22 protein-coding genes are annotated in these 24,622 nt (G+C 47.6%); 4 read left to right on the forward strand and 18 right to left on the reverse strand.

All coding sequences use genetic code 11. The features are described from left to right. Positions 1 to 22 precede the first annotated feature (22 nt). From B5Z18_RS19565 to B5Z18_RS19640, 16 genes are all read right to left on the reverse strand, one after another. Positions 23 to 538 carry an OmpH/Skp family outer membrane protein gene (locus B5Z18_RS19565; protein ID WP_079471180.1) on the reverse strand — a complete coding sequence of 172 codons (516 nt, stop codon included), beginning with the start codon at positions 536 to 538 and terminating at the stop codon, positions 23 to 25. A gap of 64 nt (positions 539 to 602) precedes the next feature. Further along, a complete protein-coding gene (locus B5Z18_RS19570) occupies positions 603 to 3,359 on the reverse strand; it encodes a BamA/OMP85 family outer membrane protein (protein ID WP_079471181.1) in 2,757 nt (918 codons plus the stop codon). Beyond that, positions 3,340 to 4,101 (reverse strand): isoprenyl transferase, encoded by a 762-nt coding sequence (locus B5Z18_RS19575; protein ID WP_181784980.1) that lies wholly within the window; start codon positions 4,099 to 4,101, stop codon positions 3,340 to 3,342. The genes B5Z18_RS19570 and B5Z18_RS19575 overlap by 20 nt, the downstream gene beginning before the upstream one ends. Positions 4,102 to 4,321: 220 nt before the next feature. Beyond that, positions 4,322 to 5,188 (reverse strand): type IX secretion system protein PorG, encoded by an 867-nt coding sequence (gene porG / locus B5Z18_RS19580; RefSeq protein ID WP_079471182.1) that lies wholly within the window; start codon positions 5,186 to 5,188, stop codon positions 4,322 to 4,324. Between the two features lie 156 nt (positions 5,189 to 5,344). Then, the gene (locus tag B5Z18_RS19585; RefSeq protein ID WP_079471183.1) at positions 5,345 to 6,235 is read right to left on the reverse strand and encodes an NAD kinase; all 891 of its coding nucleotides are present in this window, start codon (positions 6,233 to 6,235) and stop codon (positions 5,345 to 5,347) included. 35 nt (positions 6,236 to 6,270) lie between these two features. Then, the gene (locus B5Z18_RS19590; RefSeq protein ID WP_079471184.1) at positions 6,271 to 7,683 is read right to left on the reverse strand and encodes a POTRA domain-containing protein; all 1,413 of its coding nucleotides are present in this window, start codon (positions 7,681 to 7,683) and stop codon (positions 6,271 to 6,273) included. 81 nt (positions 7,684 to 7,764) lie between these two features. After that, on the reverse strand, positions 7,765 to 8,424 hold the full coding sequence (locus B5Z18_RS19595; RefSeq protein WP_079471185.1) for a CBS domain-containing protein: 660 nt from the start codon (positions 8,422 to 8,424) through the stop codon (positions 7,765 to 7,767). Positions 8,425 to 8,541: 117 nt separating this feature from the next. After that, positions 8,542 to 9,318 (reverse strand): alpha/beta fold hydrolase, encoded by a 777-nt coding sequence (locus tag B5Z18_RS19600; RefSeq protein WP_079471186.1) that lies wholly within the window; start codon positions 9,316 to 9,318, stop codon positions 8,542 to 8,544. Between the two features lie 71 nt (positions 9,319 to 9,389). Then, positions 9,390 to 9,932 carry a CvpA family protein gene (locus B5Z18_RS19605; protein ID WP_079471187.1) on the reverse strand — a complete coding sequence of 181 codons (543 nt, stop codon included), beginning with the start codon at positions 9,930 to 9,932 and terminating at the stop codon, positions 9,390 to 9,392. Positions 9,933 to 10,038: 106 nt separating this feature from the next. Then, positions 10,039 to 10,491, reverse strand: coding sequence for a GatB/YqeY domain-containing protein (locus B5Z18_RS19610; RefSeq protein WP_079471188.1), 453 nt, complete (start codon positions 10,489 to 10,491; stop codon positions 10,039 to 10,041). Positions 10,492 to 10,509: 18 nt separating this feature from the next. Next, the gene (gene gldC / locus B5Z18_RS19615; RefSeq protein WP_079471189.1) at positions 10,510 to 10,863 is read right to left on the reverse strand and encodes a gliding motility protein GldC; all 354 of its coding nucleotides are present in this window, start codon (positions 10,861 to 10,863) and stop codon (positions 10,510 to 10,512) included. A gap of 29 nt (positions 10,864 to 10,892) precedes the next feature. Further along, entirely contained in the window at positions 10,893 to 12,032 is a 1,140-nt protein-coding gene (locus tag B5Z18_RS19620; protein ID WP_079471190.1) for a glycosyltransferase family 4 protein, read from the reverse strand. A gap of 75 nt (positions 12,033 to 12,107) precedes the next feature. Beyond that, positions 12,108 to 12,539 carry a hypothetical protein gene (locus B5Z18_RS19625; protein WP_133256138.1) on the reverse strand — a complete coding sequence of 144 codons (432 nt, stop codon included), beginning with the start codon at positions 12,537 to 12,539 and terminating at the stop codon, positions 12,108 to 12,110. A gap of 48 nt (positions 12,540 to 12,587) precedes the next feature. Further along, positions 12,588 to 13,709: an ABC transporter permease gene (locus B5Z18_RS19630; protein WP_079471192.1), complete on the reverse strand. Its 1,122-nt coding sequence runs from the start codon at positions 13,707 to 13,709 to the stop codon at positions 12,588 to 12,590. A gap of 21 nt (positions 13,710 to 13,730) precedes the next feature. Further along, a complete protein-coding gene (locus tag B5Z18_RS19635; RefSeq protein WP_079471193.1) occupies positions 13,731 to 14,873 on the reverse strand; it encodes a glycosyltransferase in 1,143 nt (380 codons plus the stop codon). A gap of 5 nt (positions 14,874 to 14,878) precedes the next feature. Then, entirely contained in the window at positions 14,879 to 15,655 is a 777-nt protein-coding gene (locus B5Z18_RS19640) for an alpha/beta hydrolase (protein ID WP_159454363.1), read from the reverse strand. Between the two features lie 464 nt (positions 15,656 to 16,119). On the opposite strand from B5Z18_RS19640, the gene B5Z18_RS19645 reads away from it, so the two are divergent. Both B5Z18_RS19645 and B5Z18_RS19650 read left to right on the forward strand, forming a co-directional pair. Next, the gene (locus B5Z18_RS19645) at positions 16,120 to 17,913 is read left to right on the forward strand and encodes an acyl-CoA dehydrogenase family protein (protein WP_079471195.1); all 1,794 of its coding nucleotides are present in this window, start codon (positions 16,120 to 16,122) and stop codon (positions 17,911 to 17,913) included. Positions 17,914 to 18,041: 128 nt separating this feature from the next. Continuing rightward, the gene (locus B5Z18_RS19650) at positions 18,042 to 19,784 is read left to right on the forward strand and encodes an N-acetylmuramoyl-L-alanine amidase (RefSeq protein ID WP_079471196.1); all 1,743 of its coding nucleotides are present in this window, start codon (positions 18,042 to 18,044) and stop codon (positions 19,782 to 19,784) included. Between the two features lie 220 nt (positions 19,785 to 20,004). Here B5Z18_RS19650 and B5Z18_RS19655 read toward each other — a convergent pair whose 3' ends face one another. Beyond that, positions 20,005 to 22,209, reverse strand: a complete 2,205-nt coding sequence (locus B5Z18_RS19655) for a transferrin receptor-like dimerization domain-containing protein (RefSeq protein WP_079471197.1) — start codon at positions 22,207 to 22,209, stop codon at positions 20,005 to 20,007. A gap of 236 nt (positions 22,210 to 22,445) precedes the next feature. On the opposite strand from B5Z18_RS19655, the gene B5Z18_RS19660 reads away from it, so the two are divergent. Beyond that, complete coding sequence (locus B5Z18_RS19660) at positions 22,446 to 22,790, forward strand: carboxymuconolactone decarboxylase family protein (RefSeq protein WP_079471198.1); 345 nt, start codon at positions 22,446 to 22,448, stop codon at positions 22,788 to 22,790. A 66-nt stretch (positions 22,791 to 22,856) separates the two neighbouring features. Next, a complete protein-coding gene (locus B5Z18_RS19665; RefSeq protein WP_079471199.1) occupies positions 22,857 to 23,897 on the forward strand; it encodes a 2-oxoacid:ferredoxin oxidoreductase subunit beta in 1,041 nt (346 codons plus the stop codon). A 67-nt stretch (positions 23,898 to 23,964) separates the two neighbouring features. Here B5Z18_RS19665 and B5Z18_RS19670 read toward each other — a convergent pair whose 3' ends face one another. Further along, a complete protein-coding gene (locus B5Z18_RS19670; protein WP_079471200.1) occupies positions 23,965 to 24,603 on the reverse strand; it encodes a LysE family translocator in 639 nt (212 codons plus the stop codon). Positions 24,604 to 24,622 lie beyond the last annotated feature (19 nt).

A 24,622-nucleotide genomic window follows, 5' to 3' on the forward strand; every position in this document is an offset into this window, starting at 1 on the left:
TAGTTAAAAAATAGGTACGGGTTTATTTCTTGACTCCCAATGATTTCAGGATTTCTTCGCTTTTATCCAGCTTGGGATCAGAAAATATAACGGTGGCGCCTGCAGCCTTATCCAGTACAAAATCATACATCCTGCCCGCAGAAAGCTTCTGCACCGCATTGTAAATCTTATCCTGAATGGGCTTTACCAGTTCTTCCCTCTTTTTGAAAAGATCACCTTCGTAACCGAAACGCTTCTTCTGCAAATCCTTTGCCTCTTTTTCCCGGGCTACTATTTCATCCTCCCGTTTACGTTTCAATTCTTCTGTGAGCATTACCTGTTCTGCCTGGTAAGACTTATACATCTTATCCACTTCCTGGAACTTAGCGTCAATTTCCTTCTGCCATTGCTCCGCAACTGCGTCCAGCTTTTTCTGTGACTCCTTGTATTCCGGAATGCTTTCCAGGATATATTTTGTATCTATCACGCAATAGCGCTGTGCACTTGCTGCACCGCCCATAGCCAGCACAATAGCGGCTGTAATAAATAATTTCTTCATGCTACAATAATTTTTCGCAAAACCAAATGACGGTTAAACTTGCAATATATAATTATTTTCCACATTATTCTGGTTCAAACCCGAGCATAAATGTAAACTTAGCAGCGTCTTTTAAACCACCACCCGGCTGGAGACGGTCAAACCCGATACCATAGTCAAATCCAAGCAATCCAAACATCGGCAGGTAGAAACGCATACCAATACCAGCCGAACGGCGTAATCTGAACGGGTTGTACTCATTCAGGTCTTTATAACCGTTGGCTGCTTCCAGGAAGGCCAAACCAAAGATGGTGGAGCTGGGATTTAAACTGAACGGATACCGCAGTTCCATCACATACTTATTAAATACGGTGAAGCCGGAATAGTTGGCAGGCTGACCGTTTTCAGGATTGATGCTCGGATCGGAGGTGTAATACACCGGGTAACCTCTCTGGGAGATGATATCACGGTCGTAGATAGCGAAGTTACTCAAACCATCACCACCCATTTCAAACCGGCCGAAAGGCGACAGGGTTGTACGGTTGTTGTAACGGCCGATGTAACCAAATTTCGCAGCTACTTTCAATACAAACGTTTTGTTATCGCTACCCATCGGACGGCTCAAAGGCACGTACCACTCTGCGTTAAAGCGGTATTTCTGATATTCAATAAATTTAAACTGCTCAGAAGCCGGCTCCTTGGAGTAATCCTTGTCGGGATTAAACAGGGAGTATGGCGGCGTATACTGCGCAGATACCATGAAGTTGGAACCACTGCGCGGGAAGATCTGCTGATCCACAGAAGAACGGGACAGCGTCAGTTTGATGTTGACGTTGTTGGATGTACCGCTTTCAAACCCGGGAATACCAAAGTAGTTATAGTTCTTCAGCTTATACTGCTGATAGTTCACGGAATAGATCAGGGTGAAATAGTCATCCGGCCATTTCAGCTGTTTACCCAGTGATACAGAGGCGCCCAGCACTTTAAAGTGACCATTTGTAGAGGTGGTGGTATCGCCCGGCAGCTTATAATAATCGTTGTATGCGTAAGGGTTCTGGTAACTGCTGTAGAGACTTACAGAAAACTGGTTCCTTTTTTTACCTCCCAGCCACGGTTCTGTGAAGGAGAAGTTGTAGGAACGGTATGCTTTACCATTGGAAGATACACGTACAGAGAGTTTCTGTCCGTCGCCGCTTGGCAATGGATCCCAGGTTTCTTTTTTGAAGATATTACGCAGGGAGAAGTTGTTGAAGGTAACACCGAGGGTACCGGTTAAACCGATATAACCACCCCAACCGGCTGATAGTTCCAGCTGGTCATTGGCTTTTTCTTCCACGGTATAATCAATATCCACGGTACCATCCTGAACGTTTGGTACGGGGTTCATGCCGATCTTTTCCGGGTTGAAGAAGCCGAGATTGGCAATTTCACGGTTGGAACGGATCAGATCCTGGCGGCTGAATTTTTCACCCGGAATGGTACGCAGTTCACGGCGGATAACGTGTTCGTTGGTTTTTTCGTTACCGGCTATACGTACTTCCTTGATGGTTGCCTGCGGTCCTTCACGTAAACGGATTTCATAATCGATGGTATCGCCACGGATGCCGATTTCCACCGGATCAATCTGGAAGAAGAGGTAGCCATAGTCCATGTAGTAGCCGCTGATATCGCCGCCTTCCTGTGACATTTGCTTACCGATTCTTTTTTCCAGCAGTTCCAGGTTATAGATATCTCCTTTTTTGATGCCGAGGATACGGGTCAGTACGGAGTCGGAATAACGGGTATTTCCTTTCCAGGTAATATCACCGAAATAATATTTTTTACCTTCAGAAATCTGCATGTCTACATTCAGATTCTGTGAGTGGGTTTTATAGGTGGTATCTCTTACAATCACCGCATCACGATAACCTTTGGAGTTATAGAGCCCGATCACTTTACCTTTATCTTCGAAGTATTTGTTTTCGTTGAATTTGGCAGAGCTGAACAGTTTAAAGCGGAAATAAGGATCCAGTTTCTCAAATGCGCGGGTAGGCTGCAGGAAGCCATAGGTTTGCCAGAAATCATCCGGCTGGGCCAGGGAATCCACATATACGTGTTCCATATCCGGGTGAAGCGTGAAGCGGGAACGTTCTTTGGTTCCTTTCATCTTCTTCTTGATCTTGGAGTCGGCGATGCTTTCGTTACCTACTATGTTGATATCCTGGATACGTACTTTACTGCCTTTGGTAACGTTAAAGATCAGGTGTTTGGAGTTTACCTGGCCGGTATCCCCTCTTTCCTCGATTTTCACGGTAGCATTTCCAAATCCTTTATCTGCATAAAATTTATGTACTACCCCAATTACGTTTTGTTTCAGGGCCTGTGTGATCACATTTCCCTTACGTAAACCGGCTTTGGTGGTGATATCGTCTGCTTCTGTTTTTTTGATTCCCCTGAAAACGAAGGAGGACATGCGGGGCATTTCCGTTAATCCTATTTCCAGCCAGATCTTATTGTCTTCTATTTTGGTCACATAAATGGTTACATCGGCAAACAGTCTTTGTGACCAGAGGCTCTGAATTGCCTTTGTGAACTGGTCACCGCCCGGATAAGTAACCTTATCGCCGACAGTGAGGCCGGAGAGCGACAACAGCAGTGATTTATCCAGGTATTGAGTACCGGCAACGGTGATATCGGCAATTTCGTACTGTTGCGGAATACCTGTGTTGATAGGAGAAACGGCCGGCGGATTAGCAGGGGGCTGCGTAGGAGGCACGGTATCTTTTTGCTGAGCGGATACACGAATGCCTGCACTGCAACATAATGCTATAGCCAGAAGGCCCTTAGGAAATAATTTCTTCATTCTGCTGAATTTGTTCGCTTGTTTTGCCAAAGCGCCGTTCTCTGGTTTGGTAATTTAAGATGGCTTGGTAAAGATGTTCATTGCGGAAGTCCGGCCAGCGGGTATCTGTAAAATACAGTTCCGCATAGGCCAGTTGATATAGTAGGAAGTTACTGATCCTGCATTCTCCACTGGTACGAATCATTAATTCAGGGTCCGGCAGGCCGGCGGTACAGAGATATTTTTCCCATACCTCTGGCGTCACAGCTACCGGGTCCAGGGCTCCATTTTTCACATCCAGGGCTATTTTCCTGGCTGCATTCACGATTTCCCACCTTGCACTGTAGCTAAGAGCCATAATGAGATTGAGGCCGGTATTCTGGCTGGTAAGGGCAATGGCCTCCTCCATTTCCCGCTGGCATTGGGGAGGTAACATTTCCATGTCGCCTATTACGCTCAGCCGGATATTATTTTTTGATAACGTATTCACTTCCATGCGGATAGTGTTTACGAGTAGTTCCATGATGCCATTAACTTCATAAACCGGGCGGTCCCAGTTTTCAGTAGAAAACGCGTATAGGGTCAGATAACCTATTCCCAGTTCTGCACAGGTGGTCACTATATTACGCACACTTTCTACCCCTTCGTGGTGCCCGTACAGCCTGTCTTGTCCCCGCTCCTTTGCCCAACGGCCGTTCCCGTCCATAATAATGGCTATATGGCGCGGCAACCGTTGTAAGTCCAATTTTTCCTTCAAGCTCATTTGTGTCAGGCGTATTATAACAGATTATAACAGATTAACTAAAAGGGTGCAAAGATACAAAAATAGAGTAATGACTTTTTTGGCAAAGCCTAAGAAGTTGTTTTAACGTAGTTTTAACAGCGAATTCAATACCAGTGGGGATTTTAGCAAATTCGGAGACTTATCATGGCGGTTGGCAGGTACGGAAAGGCCACCCGTAGAAAGGATTTTTTATTGTAAATTAAAATTTACAGTTGTAAGAAGTGAAAAGAATGCTGATCGTTAATTCGATGGTCACGAACTGATCCTTATCCCGGCTGTTTCCTCTTTGCCGTCCTATCACCCCGATGGGGCTGCCTTTTACAGACGACCTGTCCTGCAACTGAGCCGCCACCGTGGGCTGGCCGTTGGGAAGCGCAGGGAAAGCCGCAGGGCCGGCATAAGTAGTGCTTACGTCGTCGAGATAATCCGTTTGGGTGAAGCGGTATAAAGCTTCCAGTCCCACATTTACTTTTTTGGAAATATTATATTTAAACCCTCCCCCGATCAGCCAGGCATAGGAAACCAGGCTATAGGGCTTTCGGTCCGGATACAGGGCCGTGCCCTGCCCTTCCGTGCCCAGGGGCTGTAAAAAATATTTAACCCCGTTCAGATAGGCATACGGGTTATAGTGAAAAATACTGGCGCCCCCCGTCAGATAGGGCGAAAAACGCTCATATAAGCTGCCCGGTTCAAACCGGAAAAAATTAAAATCCCCCTGGAGCGACAGCTCCCATAAATTAGTATTGAAACTAAGATTCCGGCGGTTCTGGAACTCATTTTTATTGTAAACGTCGGAATAGCCAAGTTGCATAAACCGGGCATGAGCACGGAGGCCCACATAGTCGTTCATGTATTTGCGGTAGTAAATCCCAATGGCAGGCTTCAGGGTGTTTAAAGCCCCCCGGGTGTTCAGGTCCCCGAAATATTGCGCGCCTCCCACGGAAAAACCCAGCTCTCCCACATATTCCAGCTCATTTTGTGCAGCAGCACGTTCCGCAAACAAACAACCGGCCGACACCAGCCATATAAAAACGATGTATTTGGAATATAGAATAGGTTTCAGCATAAATCAGTTCTACTTAAACGCTAAAATGCCGGATTTATTTAATGTATGGCTGATGATTATGCTTACTTATTTGGCGTTTGCTTTCCTCACGGGGCATAATTTCTATTACAATCAGCATGAAATGTATTTGTAAATGTAACAATATATTTTACATTTCTATATTTTAATCGTGTTCCGGGCGTCAATGCCCCAGAGTAATTTATTGCGGAGGGTATGCAGGAAATTGCTGTCGTCCAGCCGGAGCAGGCTCAGTTTGAACTCTTCTTTTTTCACGGCCAGCTGCACCCGGTTATCGATGGTTTCCATGCGGCTGTCGAGGGTACAGAGAAACTGATCGCTACGTCCTTCCACTTCAAAGGAAATGATATTGTTGTTGGGAACAATGATAGGCCGTACGTTCAGGTTATGCGGCGCCACAGGCGTGATCACAAAGTTGCCGGCGTCGGGGAATACGATGGGGCCGCCGCAGCTCAGGGAATAGCCGGTGGAGCCGGTGGGGGTGGCTACAATTAATCCATCGGCCCAGTAGGTGTTCAGGAATTCGCCGTTCAGGTAAGTATGGATCTTTACCATGGCAGAAGTATCCTTTTTATGGATGGTAAACTCGTTGAGGGCGTAAGGTACATCGCCAAATAAGGGGATGTTGGCATCCAGGTGGAGCAGCGACCGCTGGTCTACCACATACGTGCGGTTCAGCAGTGCCTGTACCAGTGCATGGATCTCTTCTTTACCGATGCTGGCCAGGAAGCCGAGGCGGCCAAAGTTGATCCCTATTACGGGAATATTGGTATCGCGTACATAACAAACGGTATCCAGCAGGGTACCGTCTCCACCGAGGCTCACCAGGAAGTCTATTTTCCCCGGCAGGTCTTCCGCGGAAGAAAACAGCGTTGGTGCGTTATCGAAAGGAATGTGTTGCTCCAGCGTATGAAAAAAAGGCTCATAGATGATGGCCTCTATCTCTGCCCGCTTTAATTCCTCCAGCAATAGGCGGATGTTTGAAATATCTTCTGTAATAAATCCCCTGCTATAAAGTGCTACCTGCATAATTTTTTAAGCTTTTTACGATCGGCTCTGAAGTGCTACATATCCACGCTCGTGTGTAAAAATAGTCCTTTTTGCCCTAACTGGTTAAAGCTGTATTCGATCCGCAGGCAGGTATCATAGAAGGAAACAATGTCCAGCCCGATGCCGCCGGTATACAGGAAACGGTTATTGAGGAAGCTGTCGCCGGGGAATTTGTTATAGGCGTAACCGGCGTCGCCAAAGGCTTTAGCGAAGATGCGCACCGGAACGGTATTAAATTTCTTTGGAACAATGGGCAGCTTTACTTTAAAAGAAAGGAGTTCCTGCCGGAGCGTTGATTTGAGAATGGCAAAGCTGGTACCGTCTATCACGTAATATTCCAGTCCGCGCAGGTAATCATCGCGGTAGCCCAGCGCCTGCTGGTTAATATACGGCTGTTCATTGGAGAGTTTGGCCACACTGCGGATACCCAGTGCTGCAAAGGTTTTGGGCCGCAGTTGCCAGTACTTGGCCATATTGAGCCGGAAATGAACATCATCCACATCATTGAGGGAGCCTATGCCTTTTTTGCCTACTTCTGCCAGTATCCGGAATCCTTTGAGGGGATACACCCAGCTATCTGCCTTAATATAAGTAAAACGGTAGGTGATATCTATGAAACGTACGTTGGTGCGGCCTTTCCCCAGGTAGTTGGGGTTGATGATGGCTACTGAATCCGCTACTTTTTCATAGTTATAATTTACAAATACCTGGTGCCGGGTGTTGATGGCCCGGCGGTAGCTATAGTTAAGCCCGATGGTGTATACCTGGCGCAGGAAATCATCTTTCCGGAAAAACTGCTGTTTATTATTGCTGGTGCTGTCGTTCACCTCACGGTTACGGTTATAGGACGCGATGATACCGAGGCCGTGACGGAAACGTTTATCGATATACGGTATATTATACTGGAGGGCGAAGCGCTGGGTGTAACCGAACTGCAGCGCGGCGTTCAGCGCATCGTTTCGGCCGGTCAGGTTTTCCTGGGTGCCGCTTACGCCAAGATTGATGCGGCTAAGGCTGTGATTTTTTTCCACCCACCACTGGTTAAAGTTACGGTCTGCCAGTTTGAAAATGGGATAGGCGAAGGTGTACCAGCGTTCCCATACTTCAAATACCAGGTCGGCTTCGTTACCGGTCCAGTTTTTTACGTTGGCGGTAACATTGAGGAAGAGGGAGGTATTAAGTAATTGTTTTCTTCTTTCTTCCAGGGTAGCGGAGAGGTCGCGGAGATAGATGGTATCTCCGGGCACGGTGCTTATTTCCCGGAGAATGATGGACGTCCGGGTTTTCTTATTACCGGAAACGAGGATGTTACGCACTACCAGGTAGCTGGTATCCATTACAGACACAGACTGTCCTTCAGCATTTTCCGGTATCACAATTCCCAACAGGCAGACCAGGGCCAGCAGGTAGTAACAGCATCTCAGCATGTAGGTCCTTAAAGCATTTTAAAAGTTGACAATAGCCAAATATAACAAAAACCAATGGCGGAAATTGTCTTTCTGAGGATTTTACATACCGATATAATTCATCAGCAGGTCGTAGTTTTTCTTCAGCAATTCTTCTTCCGGCTCTTCTGCAAAAATGTATTTGATTACATAGTTGAAGCGTTCGAAAGTGGCTACCAGACCTTGCAGTTCCTGCCGGTTTGTTTTCAGTACCACTTCGAGTTTGCCGGTAACGGGGTTGGTGATGGTGTTTACGCTCAGGAGGGTCACATCATTTGATTCAGCGATACGGGCAATTTCGCTGAGGGCGTAATCGCGCGGATCTACTTCAAACGCGATGATACCACCGGGTTCCTTCACCCCGTTATATCTTGCTAAAGCTGCCAGCAGGTTATCTTTGGTAATAATACCGAGGTATTCATTTTCCTTGGTTACTACCGGGAGGGCAGACAATTTAAAGTCGTAAAAAAGTTTGAGTGCTTCAAATAGATGAGCGTATTCCATGACAGCCGGGCGGGTACTGCTGTACTCCATAGATTCCAGGGGTACATCCGGATCTTCGAGATCCATGATATCGTCTTCTTCCACCAGGGCCAGGTATTTGCTATCTACAACCATTGGGAGCTGCGTAAGATGATACTCGTTCATCAGGCGCAGTGCCTTTGTTCCTGAATCCGAGGGATGCAGAACAGGTACTGAAGATATGAGTTCTCTGGCGATCATGTTAGCGTATTCTGATACAATAATAGTAAAGAATATGCCAACAGAAAAAGAAATTACATGTACGCGAAATCACTGCACCTGTTGGTACAGTTACCAGGATGCCGGGAAAGTGCCGGTTTAACTGGCAGGTTGAAACTTCAGTTTCTCCAGGAAAGCGTGCAGAATTTTGTTGAATTCTTCCGGCACCTCCATCATGGGAGCGTGTCCGCATTTATCAATAAACTGCAGTTCAGAATTAGGTATCAGCTTTTTAAATTCTTCGCCTACCATAGGAGGAGTAACGGTATCGTTCTGGCCCCAGATCAGTAAGGTTGGTTGTTGGATATCTTTCAGTTCATCTCCCAGGTTGTGGCGGATGGCTGATTTTGCCAGTGTGATGATCTTGATCACTTTCAGGCGGTTGTTCACTATCTCAAACATTTCGTCTACCAGTTCTTTGGTAGCTATTTTCGGATCATAGAAAGTAAGTTCTGCTTTTTTGCGGATGTATTCATAGTCGCCGCGTTTAGGATAGGTTTCACCCATTCCATTTTCGAACAAGCCGGAGCTGCCGGTAAGGATCAGGGATTTTACGGGTGCTTCAGGGTGTTTTAACAGGTATACGATGGCTACGTGACCTCCCAGTGAATTGCCCAGCAGGTGTACATTTTTGTATCCCCTGGCTTCAATAAACTTGTGCACATATTTGGCCAGTCCGCCTACCGATGTTTCCAGGATGTTTAAATCGTACAGGGGTAACATCGGAATCACAACCTTGTTATACTGCCGGAAATATTCGATCATGTGCGAGAAATTGCTCAAAGCACCAAAAAGTCCATGCAATAATACCAGTGGTTCTCCTTCTCCTTCTTCTATAAAATTAAACTTACCCTGTGTTTTGATTTCGTAATCCATTGCCAAATCTTGAAAGTCAATTTTACGCTAAAATAATTCTTTTTATTAATCTAAATAATCTTTGGAACGAGTTATCCAGGTTGAATATGCCGGGCTGCCTGCTCAAAAAAAGATTGTAACTCGGTGAACATATTCTTAAAAACCGGGATCACACTTCCTATATGATCCAATACCCACGGGCCAATATTCTCAATATAAGGATATACCACAGATTGCAGCTTTGTTTCAGGACTCAGCCAGTATACCTGGTTGGCCATCCACAGCACTACACTATAAATTATTATAAATATAACGCTATACAACAGTATTCCGCCCAGTTTATTCAGCCAGCCCAACATTACCAGCTCTACCAACTTCTGCAGCGCCCCGGCTCCCAACCTCACGAGTAATATTACTCCCAGGAAAAGGCACACAAAGCAGATCACAGGTACCCAGCGGGAATGCATTTCCCAGTGTTCCTGTACATATAAGGCGGTAATTGCTGTTAGTTTCAGGGCTGCCGCTAATCCCAATACGGCGGCTACCAAAGAAAATAAGGCTACTATCAAACCCCGGGTGTAGCCCCGGTAGATGGCAAAAACCATGATGATAGCAAAAATAATGTCTATAGGCATGATAGAAATATAGGGAATCTGGTATTTAACTACCTGATTTTTTAGTTTCCGGGAGATGTTTACCTGCCCGGCTACCGCTCTTCAACCAGTTAAATACCAGACAGCACTATTTAGTAAGCAGTTCTTTCACCAGGGCGGAAATGGCCTTTCCGTCGGCTTTACCGGCCAGTTGTTTGGTGGCAACGCCCATTACTTTACCCATATCAGCGGGTGAACTGGCGCCGGTGGAAGCAATAATATCTGTAATGGCTGTACGTAGTTCTGCTTCGTCCATTTGTTTGGGAAGGAAGCGTTCAATCACTACCAGCTCCTCTTCTTCTTTCACGGCAAGGTCTTCACGGTTCTGGGCACGGAAAATTTCGAGAGAATCCTTTCTTTGCTTGGCGAGCTTCTGCAACAGCTTGGACTCGTCCGCTTCGGTAAGGTCTCCGTGGGCGCCTTCTGCTGTTTTGGCTACCAGGATAGCCGCCTTGATAGCACGCAGTGCACGCAGGTCAGCTTCCTTTTTACCCAGCATCGCAGCTTTGATTTCTGCGTTGATATTTAGTTCTAATGACATATGGTTAGGTTTAATGGATTATTTACCTGCTTCTTCGGCAGCCTGTTTGTCCTGGAATTTCTTAAAGAAATCCTTTGCAAAAGCACGCATATCGTCTGCCTGATCTTTATAAGGGGTGGCCCTTCCGTAGGTGTCAGCCATTGTCATCATGGTCTGAAAAAAGAAATCCGCCATTTCATCCACCATCATGTCTTTTGTCCACAGGTCAATACGCAGCGCAACCTTTTCAGCCGGATCCCAGAAAGATACGATCATGCCTTTGGCCTTGACCATTCTTTCTTCCTTGTTATCTGTAGCGCTCCACTCTATCGACTCGGGCACCTTCTGATCGTCCAGTCCAACCTGGATCTTTATGGTAGATACTTTACTCATGATTTTCAATTAAAGCGCAAAAATAGCCATCATTTACTGATTTTGGAAAAACCCGTGCCGGTGAGATGATTCCACAGCTGTTCCGCAGCATGCTCCCAGCTGCTGAAAGGCTTCGCCGCAGGGATCTTAGCCAGTAAACGGGATCTTAATTGTTCATCTTTATATAAAAGACTCATTTTTTCTGATAAATCATCCAAACTCGCCGGATCAGCGTATAATACCGCGTCTCCGCCTGCCTCCCGGGCAGCCGCCCCCTCCAGGGCAATCACCGGTACCTCACACCGCTGCGCCGCATATACCGGCAGTGCAAGCCCTTCCAACCTCGACGGATACACGACGGCATAAGCGCCACCGGTGAGCCGGGCAAGGGTATCTTCATCCGCATCTTCTATACACACCACGTCCTGCCTGAACTTATAGCTCTGTAAAGCAGTGGCAATATCCGCTCCGGCCGGGGTTACACTCCCTGCCAGCACCAGTTTGATATTACTCCGCTGCCGTTTCTTCAGCGCTGAAAATGCTTTCAGCACCGGTATAATATTATTCCGGGGATGCATACTGCCCGTTACCAGGAAATACTCCGCCCCACCGGAAAAAGCCCGCTTCACGGTTTCGCGCTGCTCCCATTCCAGGGGCTTATACAGTTCGCTGATACCGGTTTCCAGCCGGACCAGCTTATCTTTTACGCCGGGTGCGTAACGCAGCACCTCATCCTGTGCTGCATCCGACAACACGGCTATACGCCGCGCCCGGTCGAGGTACTTCGTGATATTGTTTTTGAGCGACCGCTGTTGCACACCCGGCTGCAAACCGGCATCACGTAAAAACGAAAGATCTCTCAGCAACAGTCCCGCAGGAATTTTACTACGCAAAGGCAGCGTGCCATCCAGCCCCAGGAACAGGTCCGGGCGGAATGGCTTCATAGCCCGTACCAGCTGCCACTCCTGCCACCAGTACAAATGCCAGGGCTTATTGCCTTTCAGGGGCAACACCACATTGGTCACATTAGCCGGTACCTTCAAACCGGCCGGTACTTTTCCGTCAAAAAAAAATGTGAACTGATGCGCTGGCTGCTGCCGGCACATCGCCAGTATTATTTCCGTTGCCACATTCCCGGTATCGGCAGGCATGTCCTGTCGTAAACAAGCGGCATTAACAGCAATTTGCATAAACGATTCCTTTGTCTGCGAGCTTGCAAACCTACACAATTTTAGATTCGGGACTGATGGATTTTAATCGCCCGGCTATTCCGCAGACTTATTGGTAAGGAAAAACACCTGTGGAGGAGTTACATTGCCGGTGTTACCCAAAGACGCCAGCCTGATAGTTACCTCGTAGGTTTTTAATGGCTTCAGATGACGGAGCGTAATAGTAAAGGGAGTAGTGCTGATATCCGCTATATCGTCCTGCGGCAGCGGGATAAGACCTGTTTCTGTGGCTACATTCAGCGTTACCTTCACCCCCTTCTCAGGCAGTTTACTGGTAACATTTACTTTCAGGGCATAGGTGCTGTCCTGCGCCATGTTATACTTCCCTACCTGTACTTCGGGCAGTTCGAAAGCCAATGTTTCTTCCTGCACATTGGGTGCAGGATTATCTTTTTTCTTCTTTTTACAGGAAGAAAAAGTAAGCATTGCAATAGCTAAGAAGACAGGGAGACAGGTTTTCAATAACATATTTCTAGTTATATAGGAGCATGAAATTAGCTTTTTTTAATATGCAAATCAAATTTTACTTCTTACATCCAGCGCATCCCGCAATCCATTACCTAACAGGTTGAAAGCCAATACCAGCAGCATAATCGCAACGCCCGGCGCCAATGCCAGCAGGGGATTATGGGTGATAATGAAATTGTAGTTCTCTTTGATCATCAGCCCCCACGATGGCTGTGGCGGCTGCACCCCCACCCCCAGGAAGCTGAGCCCCGCCTCCACCACAATAGCGGTGGCAAAATTACCGGCGGCTACTACCATCACCGGCCCCATAATATTTGGTAAGATATGTTTCACAATAATCCGTACATGTCCATAACCCAATGCCCTCGCGGCTTCCACGTATTCCAGCTCCCGGATGCCCAGCACCTGCCCGCGGATAATACGGGCAACGCCCACCCACATAGTGAGTCCCACGGCAATGAACACCTGCCAGAACCCCTTTCCCAGCGCCAGCGTGAGCGCAAACACCAGCAGCAGCGTTGGCATGGACCATACCACGTTCACCAGCCACATCACCACATCATCGGTACGGCCTTTGAAATAGCCGGCTATGGCACCCAGCAGCACGCCAATGCTCAGGGAAATGACTACAGCAATACAGCCTACGCCTAAACTTACCCGCGTGCCAATCAGCAACCGGCTCAGGATATCCCGGCCAAACTTGTCGGTACCCAGCCAGTAGGTGCGGGAGAAAATCCGTTCAGCCAGTATCTTCTCCTGCAACGCTTTTGATGACAGGGGGTTGGCTGGCGCATTGCCATACCAGATCTTCGTGAGAGCATAGGTTTCTTCCCGGCTGGTAGATTCATCCACATACCGCTGCACGACCAATATGCTATCCCTGAACTGCCACGACCGGATAGGTATCCAGTTGAGATCGGATTCCTGGCCGTACAGCAACCGCTGGTAAACGGATACCTTTTTCACAGGCTGCTCTTTCCACACCGCCAGCATATTGATCCGGAAACCAGGGTGTTGCCCCTCTATTTCCAGCACCATCCTGTTGGCATTGGGCGTATGATCCGGCGCAATAAAATAGGCAGTGATACTGATAAACACTGCCACCGCAATGACCAGTAAACCGGCCACCGCACCTTTATTCCGGTATAACTTTTTCCAATAAGGCTGCATGTCTGACAAAGGAACCAGGATTTAATTTACCTGCCGGCCTTTCCACTGATAACTGCCAAACTTCCCAAGCCACCCGGCAACAACAATATAAGGAATATGAAATATCTGTCCCGGAATAAACCATAACAGCAGTTCTGTTTTATTAAAAAACCTGGCTACGGGGAGCAGGAAATAAAGCTCCAGGGTTATTTTGAATAGTAAAATAATAAGGAACCACGGCCACCATACCGGCAGAAACACGGCCATTACCGCCAGCGCCAGCAAGCCGGCGTTGAACAGGTATACCAGCAGCAGTACCCAGGTGAGTCGTTTATCTTCATACTTATCTGCTTTAGACGACCAGCGGATCCGCTGGTTCATAAAGTCTCTCAGCGTATCCACCGCGAGTGTACGCACTACTGCGTCTTCACACTTCAGGTAGCTCACCTTATCGGGATATGCGCTGTAAATTTTATACATCAGCAGCATATCATCGCCGGAGGCGATATTATCGATGCCATTGAAACCGCCTACTTCCAGGAAGGCTTTTTTCTCATAGGCCAGGTTAGCGCCATTACACATGGTACCGGAGGCCAGTTGTGCAGCTGCGCCGGTAATGCCCTGCATGGTCATGAAATCGAGCGACTGTAAGCGCTTAAAAAAGTTATGTTCTTTATAGAAGCTGACCGGTGCGGCTATAAATTTAGGTTGATGATGTTCGTAAAACTGTACCAGTGTTTCAATCCAGCGCGGCCCCATTACACAATCGGCATCGGTGGTTACAATAAGGTCGCCGGTGGCTTTTGAGATCGCAATTTCTATGGCTTTTTTCTTGAAAGAATTCAGCCGTTCTTCTTCATTGAGATACTGTTTTAATTCCAGCAGGTGAATATTTTCTGCCGGGAAATTGCGCACCACTGCCGCTGTTTCATCTGTAGAAAAATCATCTATTACTATCACTTCCAGCAAGGCCGGGTTATAGGTTTGCTTCTTCAATGCTTCCAGCAGGGCCGGCAGATTGGCGGCTTCATTCCTGGCAGGAATGATCACGGTAACGGCAGTACGGCAGGCCGATGGCGCTGCCGGTGAAAAACTTTTCAGGCGCTTCCAGCCCAGGCTATACCATAACATCAGTATACCATACCCTAAAGCCAACACCAATAATATAATTACAAAAAGATACATCCGGGTTAAAGATTTGTTTTGATGATAAGCCCCAGTTGAGCAGAAATCAGCTGATGGCCTTTTTCCATTACCAGTATTTTGCAGGGAAAAGAACCATCTGAAAAACGGGTACCCAGCACAGGTGGAATTACACGGTCGTATTTCCCGAATATCAGGAGAGTTAGAACGTTATATCTGGATAATAATTGTTTACACAATTTTTTATCCGGCATCATCCGCCGCAAATTGGTCCATACGTTGTACACCAATTCCCTTTTTTCCGTTTCATTCATACGATGCAGCGCAAATTTGTACACGCTCTGGTTCAGCAACCCCAATCTTCTCCAGGTATGCAATAACGTAAAAAACAGCCTGGGATGGTAGGTATTATATTTAAACAGCCTGTTTCCGGCAGCGGTTTGGGTTACAAACATATGCCAGGGGTTATTTCTCAGGCCATCTCCGGCTGCGATGATCAGGTGATTGATTCTGTCAGCCATCCTTTCCACGAGGCAAAGCGACAGTCGCCCGCCCATGCTGTAGCCAAGCAGGGAAAAGCGCTCCTTCCCGTGCTGCTGCAGTAATAACTCCACCAGCGCCACCAGGTCGTCTTTCTCCAACACCCGGTTTTCCTCCCATTGGGTGCTGCCGTGCAGGGGCATGTCCAGCGCCACTAAAGTGAAGGTATCCCCCAATGTGGCGGTTAACGGGTGAAAATGGGCCGCACTTTCGCCAAAGCCGTGTAAACAGATCAATAGCTCCTCCCCGGCACCTTCCACGGTGCCGTGAAACCGGCTTTTCAAATATGACAGATAAAAATCAGGCATAAAGGGCAACAATGATACAGAATAAATGCCTAATGGCGATGGATATGATTATAGGGAAAGGCATTGATCCGGCTATAAGGCGGCACACACCCGGGATAGTTACTATGTGACTTCCCTGGTTGCATTCATATTATACCAGTAATAAAGACAGTGATAAGCCATAGATAACCAGCATCTTTATAGATACGGGTTATCTACGGCTTAAATACGGCTCATATACGGCTTATCTACGGCTTATCCCTAAATGGCGGGTACCTGGCACCCGGTAGTCTATTTATTTTTTGTTAAAAATAGCGGCCTCCCAACAGGAGTGCCGCATTTAACTTACATTCAGTAAGTTAATACAGCAGGTATCAGGGAAATCAGCTTAGCCCTCCCGGTGGCCGGTTTTGCTTAATGCTTTTTTCAGTAAATTACAGAACTACCAAAAATACAGTAACATGGACGCAACAGTTGAAAATAAGACTGCGTTAAAAGGCGCAGAGTTCCTGGTTAAGGAGAGTGCTCCTGAGGAAGTGTTTACTCCCGAAGATTTTTCGGAAGAACAGCTGATGATTAAAGACATGGCAGATCAGTTCATCAGTAAAGAGATAACACCGATAGTGGAGCGGATAGATAAGCTGGAAGAAGGATTGATGCCCTCGTTGTTGGAGAAAGCGGGCGAACAGGGATTGCTGGGCGCTTCTTTCCCGGAGGAATATGGTGGTTTAGGTAAAGATTTTGTGACCGCAACAATCATCAACGAAGGACTGGGTGCTGGTCACTCTTTCTCCGTTGCTATGGCGGCCCACACGGGCATCGGCTCTTTACCGATCCTTTATTTTGGTACTGCAGAACAAAAACAAAAATATATACCCAAGCTGGCTACCGGTGAAATGAAAGGCGCTTATGCCCTTACAGAACCTGATTCCGGCTCCGATGCACTGGGTGCTAAAACCACCGCCAAATTAACGGACGATGGTAAATACTATATTTTAAACGGGCAAAAAAGCTGGATCACCAACTCCGGTTTCGCTGACGTGTTTACCGTGTTTGCAAAAATTGACGGGGATAAGTTCACCGCCTTTATTGTGGACAAAGGTACTCCCGGATTCACGCTGGGCGCAGAAGAACACAAAATGGGGATCAAAGGATCTTCCACCCGCCAGATCTATTTCCAGGACGCCAAAGTACCGGCAGAAAATGTGCTGGGCGTAATTGGCAAAGGCCACCTCATTGCTTTCAACATCCTGAACATAGGCCGTTTGAAACTTTGTGCAGCCGCTCTGGGCGCCTCCAAAAAATGTATCAATACCTCCGTACAATACGCCAATACCCGTACACAGTTTAAACAACCGATCGCCAACTTTGGCGCTATCAAACATAAACTGGCGGAAATGGCTATCCGTACCTGGACATCAGAATCAGCCCTGTTCCGCACGGCACAGCTGATCGATGAAAAGGAAAAAGAACTGCTGGCAGAAGGCAAACCCTTCAACGAAGCCTTGCTGGGCGCCGCGGAAGAATATGCAGTGGAATGCGCCATCCTGAAAGTAAACGGCTCCGAAGTGCTGGACTACGTAGTGGATGAAGGCGTACAGATTCACGGTGGTAACGGTTTCAGCGATGAATACATCATTTCAAAAGCCTACCGCGATTCCCGTATCAACCGCATCTTTGAAGGCACCAATGAAATCAACCGGTTACTAACCCTGGATATGACACTGAAACGTGCCCTGAAAGGTAAACTGGACCTGATGACGCCTGCCATGAATGTAATGAAGGAACTGATGAGTATTCCCGACTTTGGCAACGATGATGAAAGTGCTTTCAGCAAGGAAAGGAAGATGATCGTTAACTTCAAAAAAGCCATCCTGATGGCTGCCGGCGCCGCTGCGCAGAAGCTGATGGTGAAGCTGGAAAACGAACAGGAAATCCTGATGGATATTGCCGATATGGCCATTGAAACCTTTGTGGCTGAAAGCGCCCTGCTACGCTTAATCAAGCTTACCAACAGCAAGGGCGAAAGCGCCGCTTCACTCCAGGCAGATATTGTACGCACCTTTATTTACGATGCGGCCGACCGTATCAATAAATCCGGTAAAGATGCCATCAATGCCTTTGCAGAAGGCGATGAACAACGTATGATGCTGCTGGGCCTCAAACGCTTTACCAAAGCAGAACCATTTAATGCAAAAGATGCCCGCAGAAGAATTGCGGACAAACTGATTGCAGATAATAAATACAGCTGGTAACAACCAGCTTAAGCACTTGAAAAAATGCAGCGGAGTACCATATTTCGCTGCATTTTTTCTAAATGCTTTTTTCCTATTCCCCTCACCTGCTTATCTTTACCATCTTTCAAAGATATTGATGACAGGGTATGACGCTATCAGCAAAGTTTTTTTCTACGTTTCTTATTACCATCGCTATCCCCTTTCTTGCAAGCAGTCAGGCAACACTGCGTATCAGTCAGCCTTCAAGGGATCAGAATAATGTAAACACACCCAGACAATTTATTGCCGGCCGCACCTGTGTTGGCTGTACGGTGAAGATTAATAACGATACCGTACACGTTTATACCACCGGCACTTTTGCTGCAAAATATGAACTGACCACTGGCAGAAATTCCTTTTCCGTTACCGCTACCACACCTAACGGAGAAACATATACGAAGAATATTACCTATTACTATAACCAGCCTCCGGCGCCTGCTGCCACCAGTATTTTCCGGATAGATTTTATGGAGATATCGCCCTCCGGGAACCTTCAGCTTTCCGAAGGAGATACGTTGCGGATAAAGATGAAAGGCTATCCCGGCCAAAGCGCCAGCTGGTTCAACGACGTACCACTAAAGGAAATGCCCGTTTCGCAAACAGGCGGAGTACCAGGCTATTACAGCGGCAGTTACATCATACAACCACGCGACTCCCTGCTGAATGGAAAAATTATGGTGCGCCTCCGCAAACAAAGCGGCGAAACTGCTATCCTGGGTAGCACCTACCGCTACAGCGTAATGCACAATGAAATACCATTCACCGGCCGTACCATCGACAATATGACCTACCTCACTGCCAGTCCGAATGGCGACCGGCTGGGACCCGACAAAATCGGTTACCTGGATAAAGATGTGCTTTTACATATTGTGGGCAGACAGGGAGACTATTACAAAGTAAGGCTATCCTCCCGCACCACCGCCTTTATTCCGGAGCCGTTATTGGACACGGAGATCCCCCAGGAAGAGCTTCCCGTAAGCATTGCAGACGATGCCAAAATATGGGGAGATGAAAAATATGATTATGTGTCGGTGGCCTTATCTGATAAACTGCCATATACTTCCACGCAACTGGTTTCTTCCAAAAAGATCATCATCGATATACACGGCGCTTATGCAGAGAAAGGATTGAATACGGTGTTGCAAAACACCAAAGAAATCACATCTGTAGCATGGGGGCAGCCATCACCCGATGTATGCCGCATGGTGATTTCCCTGCAACACGCGCCCTGGGGCTACCAGGTGTATTACGATAATAACCGTATAACGGTAAAGGTTAAACGTGTACCGAAAAACTTATCGCTGAAAAATATGGTGATAGGTCTGGACCCCGGCCACGGCGGCGGCAACCCGGGCGCTACCGGTCTTACCGGCGCGGTAGAAAAAAACATGACCCTGGTGCTTTCGCTGCAACTGAAAACATTGCTGGAAAGAGAAGGCGCTACTGTGATCATGTCGCGCACCACAGAAAAATTTGTTGCCAACGAAGACCGGCTTTCTTTTTTCCGCAGGGCCAACCCCGACCTGCTGCTGAGTATTCACCTCAATGCTTCCGGCAACCCTGTTGATGTATATGGCACTGCCACTTACTATAAGCAACCTTTCTGCGAACCGCTCAACGCGGCTATACATGAGCGTTTGCTGCAAACAGGTCTTTATGATTTCGGCAATAACTCCGGCTTCAACTTCATCCTAAACAACCCTACCGAGTTCCCCGATGCCTTAGTGGAAACACTTTTCCTCAGCAACCCCGGCGACGAAGAAAAAGTGCTGGACCCTGCGTTTCAGCGGGAGCTGGTTACAGGCATCGTGGAAGGCGTAAAGGATTATCTCCGCGAAGCAGTGAAATAATGCGGAGGACCGCCTTCGGCGGTGGTAAATTGTCTTGGAGCAGGATTACACTGATTAACCGTGATTAACCTGATTTTTACTATAATGATTAAGGGAGATACAGGCGAATCTATTCGCTTATATCTCCCTTAATCTGTTAAAATCAAATATGATCAAATCTTAGTAATCAGTATAATCAGTGTAATCCTGCTCCAAGACAATTTACCACCGCCGAAGGCTGTTAATGAATGTTCCCTAAGTAAGCAGACAGCCGGTTGATGGCCGCAGCTACTATTCCAATCTGTTCCTGTGCTTCCTTCCAGCGGCGTTGCTCAATGGCTTCTCTTACGCCAGGAATGGTTTTAACGCCATAGCCGGTATAAAATCCGGGAGCATACAAGGTATGCTTATACCAGCTGCGCGCAGGCAGGCCGGCATCGTTAAGCAGTTGTTGCTCGCCCTGGTACAGCGCTTTGTTGGCGGCGGCGGAGAATTGCTTCCTCGCAGCAAGCGATGTGGTAACGGTGTCTAAACCGGTGAGGGCATTCTGCAAAGGAGAAAAATCGAGATACGGTACTTCTGATTTGAGAAGTGGAGGCGACAAATGTTTGGCGGTATCCGTAGTGAGCTGGTATTTGCGGTCACGGATCAGCTGATTTTCGATAGTGGTAGACTCGCGCAGGCTGCTGGTGAGTTCCGTTAACTCATTCACATAACCGTTTACGGTTTCATAGAGCTTGCGGTAATCGAATGGCAGGGTAACGGTGTTGGCTACACGTAAAGCCGTATGACCGGCAGTTTGTGAAAGTGCCACGCCGTAATTAAAGCCGGGATCTTTAAACCGGGTATAGTCGTCGTAGGAATCGTAGATGGAGTGGTATTCGCCGCCTGCATCTTCTCCCCCAAAACCAAAATCAAGAGAAGGTACGCCCAGGTGCTGGAGAAAAGAAGAATAGTCGGAACCCGAGCCCATAGCGCCGATTGCGATGCCTTGCTTTGCCAGCTTTTCCTTTTTCAGTTTAGGCGTAGCGGCCTTTAACACCTCTGACGCCTGTTTGCGGGCAAGGATACTGACCTGTGTTTGCGGATCGGTAATATCACGCGCCACTTCATTCACGAGGGTTTCCAGGGCATGAGAGCCGCTGGCATTGAGGAAACCACGGCCATTGTTATCAGAGTTGATGTATACCACTGCTTTTTCTTTCAGTTCGGCCGCATGGTCTTCCACCCATTCGGTAGAACCCAGCAGGCCGGGTTCTTCTCCGTCCCAGGCGCAGTAAACCAGTGTACGTTTTGGCTGGTAGCCTTGCTTATGCAGCGCACCGATGGCTTTGGCTTCTTCCAGGAGAGCGGCCAGTCCGCTGATGGGATCGGCGGCGCCATTTACCCAGGCATCGTGGTGATTACCGCGGATCACCCATTGATCGGGTTGTTCGCTGCCTTTCAGTTTGGCGATTACATTATAGCAGGGGCGTATCTGCCAGTCGAACGACAGCTTCAGGTGTACCCTGGCTTTACCGCCGCCGATGTGATAGGTAAATGGGAGGGCGCCTTTCCACTCGTCCGGCGCCACGGGGCCTTCCAGTGCCTGCAGCAGTGGTGTGGCATCGTGGTAGCTGATGGGCAGTACCGGTATTTTCAGGAGATTGGGCGCCTGCAGGCGATCGAGCCGTTGCGCGTTGGCAGTAGCGCCGGTGTTGGGCGTGAGCGGGTCGCCGGGATAGATCACGATATCCATTACGGAGCCACGTTGCACGCCGTATTCATTTTTGAACGCTCCTTTGGGGTATACGTCGCCGCTGTAGTAGCCATCGTCTTTCGGATCAGAGTAGATGATGCAACCGGCGGCGCCGTGTTCCTGTGCTACTTTTGGCTTGCTGCCGCGCCAGGAGCGACCATATTTGGCGATTACAATTTTGCCTTTTACGTTAATGCCTGCGCGGTCGAGGTATTCATAATCTTCCGGGAGGCCGTAATTCACGTATACCAGTTCCCCTTCCACGTCGCCATCGGCGCTCCAGGCGTTATAAGTAGGCAATTGGCCTTCCTGGCCGGAGGTGGCATCTTCTTTCAGGGCGGGTTCTTTCAGCAGGGCTTTGTAGGTAGTAGATCCTTTAAGTTCTACCAGGCGCTCTTTCGGGGTGGGGAAAAGTACCTGGTAGGTTACTATTTCCGCGTCCCAGCCGTAGCTTTTGAAGCGTTGCAGGATATCTTCCGCTACGGCTTTGCCGCGGGCGGAGCCAATGTGATGTGGTTGGGAAGATAGTGCTTTGATGGTTTCGCCTATGTGGCTGCTGCTTAACTGTTTATCGAAGCGGTTTTCCAGTTCCAGCTGTTGGGTGGCGGCATTGCCGGTATACCCGGTGAGCTTTTTGTCCTGCGCCCGTGCTGCCCCGCCTGTGCACAGTAGCAGCGCCATGAGCAGGGAGAAGTTGGTTGTTGTCATAATTTCGATCCAGATCTTGTTGAAAAAGAGGGTTTATCCACTCAATATACAAATAGTCTATTATATCAATAGACTAATTTGACGAATGCTTTTGACGCAATAACTTTTGGTTATGATCCATAAATATAGGTTATAGGCCAAATAGTCTACTTAACCAGTAGATTAATCTATATTTGTAAATCCTTTCATAGCTTTATTGGGTGAAACGATAAACATAACACATAAACAGCAGTTATATGGCCAATGCGATTCAGGAGTTTAACGACTACCGGGCTAAGATGAACGAGGTAATACTTGGAAAGCAGAACAAAGTGATTAACAGGCTTTTCAACCTGGATACCAACACCTATGCAGAAGGAGCGCTGAGCACCAAAACAAAAGAGATGCTGGGATTGGTAGCTTCTATGGTACTCCGTTGTGATGATTGTATCAAATATCACCTGGAGAAGTCGTTTGAGCAGGGCGTTACCACCGAAGAAATGTATGAAATCTTTGCAGTAGCCAACATAGTAGGCGGCACCATAGTGATTCCGCATACCCGCCGGGCGGCAGAATTTTGGGAAGAATTACAGGCGCAGTGAGCTGATAATTACAGCTATCTATCGTAACTTTACGGACTCTATAATATATTATTTTAACTCATACTAATGTCAACAGCAACTATAGCCCCGCAGGCGCCACTTACGTCGAAAGACTTTGCAACGGACCAGGAAGTACGCTGGTGCCCTGGCTGCGGCGACTACTCTATACTTAAGCAGGTACAAACTATTATGCCTACGCTGGGCGTACCCCGCGAAAACATTGTGATCGTTTCCGGTATCGGTTGTTCTTCGCGCTTTCCATACTATATGAATACCTATGGTATGCACTCTATCCATGGCCGTGCCACGGCGATTGCTTCCGGTTTGAAAGCAGCCCGCCCCGAACTGAGCGTGTGGATTGTAACAGGCGACGGTGATGGCTTATCCATTGGCGGTAACCATACCATTCACCTGCTGCGCCGTAACTTTGATGTGAACATCATGTTGTTCAACAACCAGATCTACGGTTTAACAAAAGGACAGTACTCTCCTACTTCAGAAGAAAATAAAGTAACCAAATCTACCCCGATGGGTAGTATTGACCATCCGTTTAACCCAATGGCCCTGGCCCTGGGAGCAGATGCTACTTTTATTGCCCGCAGTATGGACCGCGACCCCAAACACCTGCAGGAAATGCTGAAACGCAGCCATGCACATAAGGGCGCTTCCTTCCTGGAAATATACCAGAACTGTAATATCTTCAATGATGGCGCTTTTGAAGCCTTCACAGAAAAAAGCAGCAAAGCCGATGAAACCATTTTTGTGGAACACGGCAAACCACTGGTATTTGGCGCTACCAAAAACAAAGGTATCCGCCTGGATGGTTTAAGGCCAGTGGCAGTGGAACTGGGTAGTGAGTATACAGAAAGCGACCTGTGGATCCATGACGAAAATGATTTCTACAAAGCACAACTGCTCACCCGTATGTTTGATGACGTGCGTATTGAGGGACATTTACCCCGTCCGTTCGGTATCTTCTACGAGGCTTTCCGTCCTACTTATGAAGATATCATGGGCTTCCAGTTAACAGAAGCGCTGGCTAAAAAAGGCCCCGGCGACCTGGATAAATTACTGGCAGGCAGCGAAACCTGGACTATCAAAGGATAATAAACACCTCCAATAAAAGAAAAAGCCTTCCGTGATACACGGAAGGCTTTTTTGTATGTCAGTATTTTTAGTGTCCCATTGCGCCTACGTCGAACAGTACTTTATAAAGCAACACCACGCCAAAAATGATCATGCTGGCCCCGGCAATACGGTTCAGCCATTCTACATTGGCAAGCGTTAATTTATGACGGATTTTATCAGATACAAATACCTTCAGGATATCTGCCGACAACACCAGGCTTAGGCAAACTGCGTACATGATGATCCGGTGCCCGGCTGTGGTAGCACTATTGGCCACACAAACTCCTAACCAGAAGATGATAACACCGGGATTCAGGGTGTTCATTAAAAACCCGGCGAGCCATATCTTGAGGTAGTCGTGGGTGCGGAACATTTCCGGTTTTTCATCTCCCGTACTGATCTTTACCTTTTTAAACAACAGTCCGTATACACCCATGCCTATCAGCAAACAACCTCCCACAATACCTATCGATCTTTTATATTCTTCCAGGCCGCTGATAAAAGAAGTGGCCAGGTTACCTGTCAACACAAAAATGATATCGCTGAAAGACACGCCCAGCGCGAAACTGATCCCTGCCTTAAAGCCGTTATTGATGCTATATTTTATAATTGCGAATATTACCGGGCCTACTGATAAAGAAAGAAATAATCCCAGTCCCAGTCCCGCTACAATTGATGCTATCATGCGTATAATTTCCGTGTCA

The organism is Chitinophaga ginsengisegetis, assembly GCF_900168065.1.
Lineage (GTDB): Bacteria > Bacteroidota > Bacteroidia > Chitinophagales > Chitinophagaceae > Chitinophaga > Chitinophaga ginsengisegetis.

What these genes read in the sequence shown, in the direction of transcription:
- gldC (WP_079471189.1), bottom strand. Translation starts at nt 10,863, where the DNA reads ATGAGTAAAGTATCTACCATAAAGATCCAGGTTGGACTGGACGATCAG.
- B5Z18_RS19595 (WP_079471185.1), bottom strand. Translation starts at nt 8,424, where the DNA reads ATGATCGCCAGAGAACTCATATCTTCAGTACCTGTTCTGCATCCCTCG.
- B5Z18_RS19645 (WP_079471195.1), top strand. Translation starts at nt 16,120, where the DNA reads ATGGACGCAACAGTTGAAAATAAGACTGCGTTAAAAGGCGCAGAGTTC.
- B5Z18_RS19605 (WP_079471187.1), bottom strand. Translation starts at nt 9,932, where the DNA reads ATGCCTATAGACATTATTTTTGCTATCATCATGGTTTTTGCCATCTAC.
- B5Z18_RS19625 (WP_133256138.1), bottom strand. Translation starts at nt 12,539, where the DNA reads ATGTTATTGAAAACCTGTCTCCCTGTCTTCTTAGCTATTGCAATGCTT.
- B5Z18_RS19660 (WP_079471198.1), top strand. Translation starts at nt 22,446, where the DNA reads ATGGCCAATGCGATTCAGGAGTTTAACGACTACCGGGCTAAGATGAAC.
- B5Z18_RS19635 (WP_079471193.1), bottom strand. Translation starts at nt 14,873, where the DNA reads ATGTATCTTTTTGTAATTATATTATTGGTGTTGGCTTTAGGGTATGGT.
- B5Z18_RS19670 (WP_079471200.1), bottom strand. Translation starts at nt 24,603, where the DNA reads ATGATAGCATCAATTGTAGCGGGACTGGGACTGGGATTATTTCTTTCT.
- B5Z18_RS19610 (WP_079471188.1), bottom strand. Translation starts at nt 10,491, where the DNA reads ATGTCATTAGAACTAAATATCAACGCAGAAATCAAAGCTGCGATGCTG.
- B5Z18_RS19590 (WP_079471184.1), bottom strand. Translation starts at nt 7,683, where the DNA reads ATGCTGAGATGCTGTTACTACCTGCTGGCCCTGGTCTGCCTGTTGGGA.
- B5Z18_RS19575 (WP_181784980.1), bottom strand. Translation starts at nt 4,101, where the DNA reads ATGAGCTTGAAGGAAAAATTGGACTTACAACGGTTGCCGCGCCATATA.
- B5Z18_RS19565 (WP_079471180.1), bottom strand. Translation starts at nt 538, where the DNA reads ATGAAGAAATTATTTATTACAGCCGCTATTGTGCTGGCTATGGGCGGT.
- B5Z18_RS19655 (WP_079471197.1), bottom strand. Translation starts at nt 22,209, where the DNA reads ATGACAACAACCAACTTCTCCCTGCTCATGGCGCTGCTACTGTGCACA.
- B5Z18_RS19585 (WP_079471183.1), bottom strand. Translation starts at nt 6,235, where the DNA reads ATGCAGGTAGCACTTTATAGCAGGGGATTTATTACAGAAGATATTTCA.
- B5Z18_RS19620 (WP_079471190.1), bottom strand. Translation starts at nt 12,032, where the DNA reads ATGCAAATTGCTGTTAATGCCGCTTGTTTACGACAGGACATGCCTGCC.
- B5Z18_RS19630 (WP_079471192.1), bottom strand. Translation starts at nt 13,709, where the DNA reads ATGCAGCCTTATTGGAAAAAGTTATACCGGAATAAAGGTGCGGTGGCC.
- B5Z18_RS19570 (WP_079471181.1), bottom strand. Translation starts at nt 3,359, where the DNA reads ATGAAGAAATTATTTCCTAAGGGCCTTCTGGCTATAGCATTATGTTGC.
- porG (WP_079471182.1), bottom strand. Translation starts at nt 5,188, where the DNA reads ATGCTGAAACCTATTCTATATTCCAAATACATCGTTTTTATATGGCTG.
- B5Z18_RS19665 (WP_079471199.1), top strand. Translation starts at nt 22,857, where the DNA reads ATGTCAACAGCAACTATAGCCCCGCAGGCGCCACTTACGTCGAAAGAC.
- B5Z18_RS19650 (WP_079471196.1), top strand. Translation starts at nt 18,042, where the DNA reads ATGACGCTATCAGCAAAGTTTTTTTCTACGTTTCTTATTACCATCGCT.
- B5Z18_RS19600 (WP_079471186.1), bottom strand. Translation starts at nt 9,318, where the DNA reads ATGGATTACGAAATCAAAACACAGGGTAAGTTTAATTTTATAGAAGAA.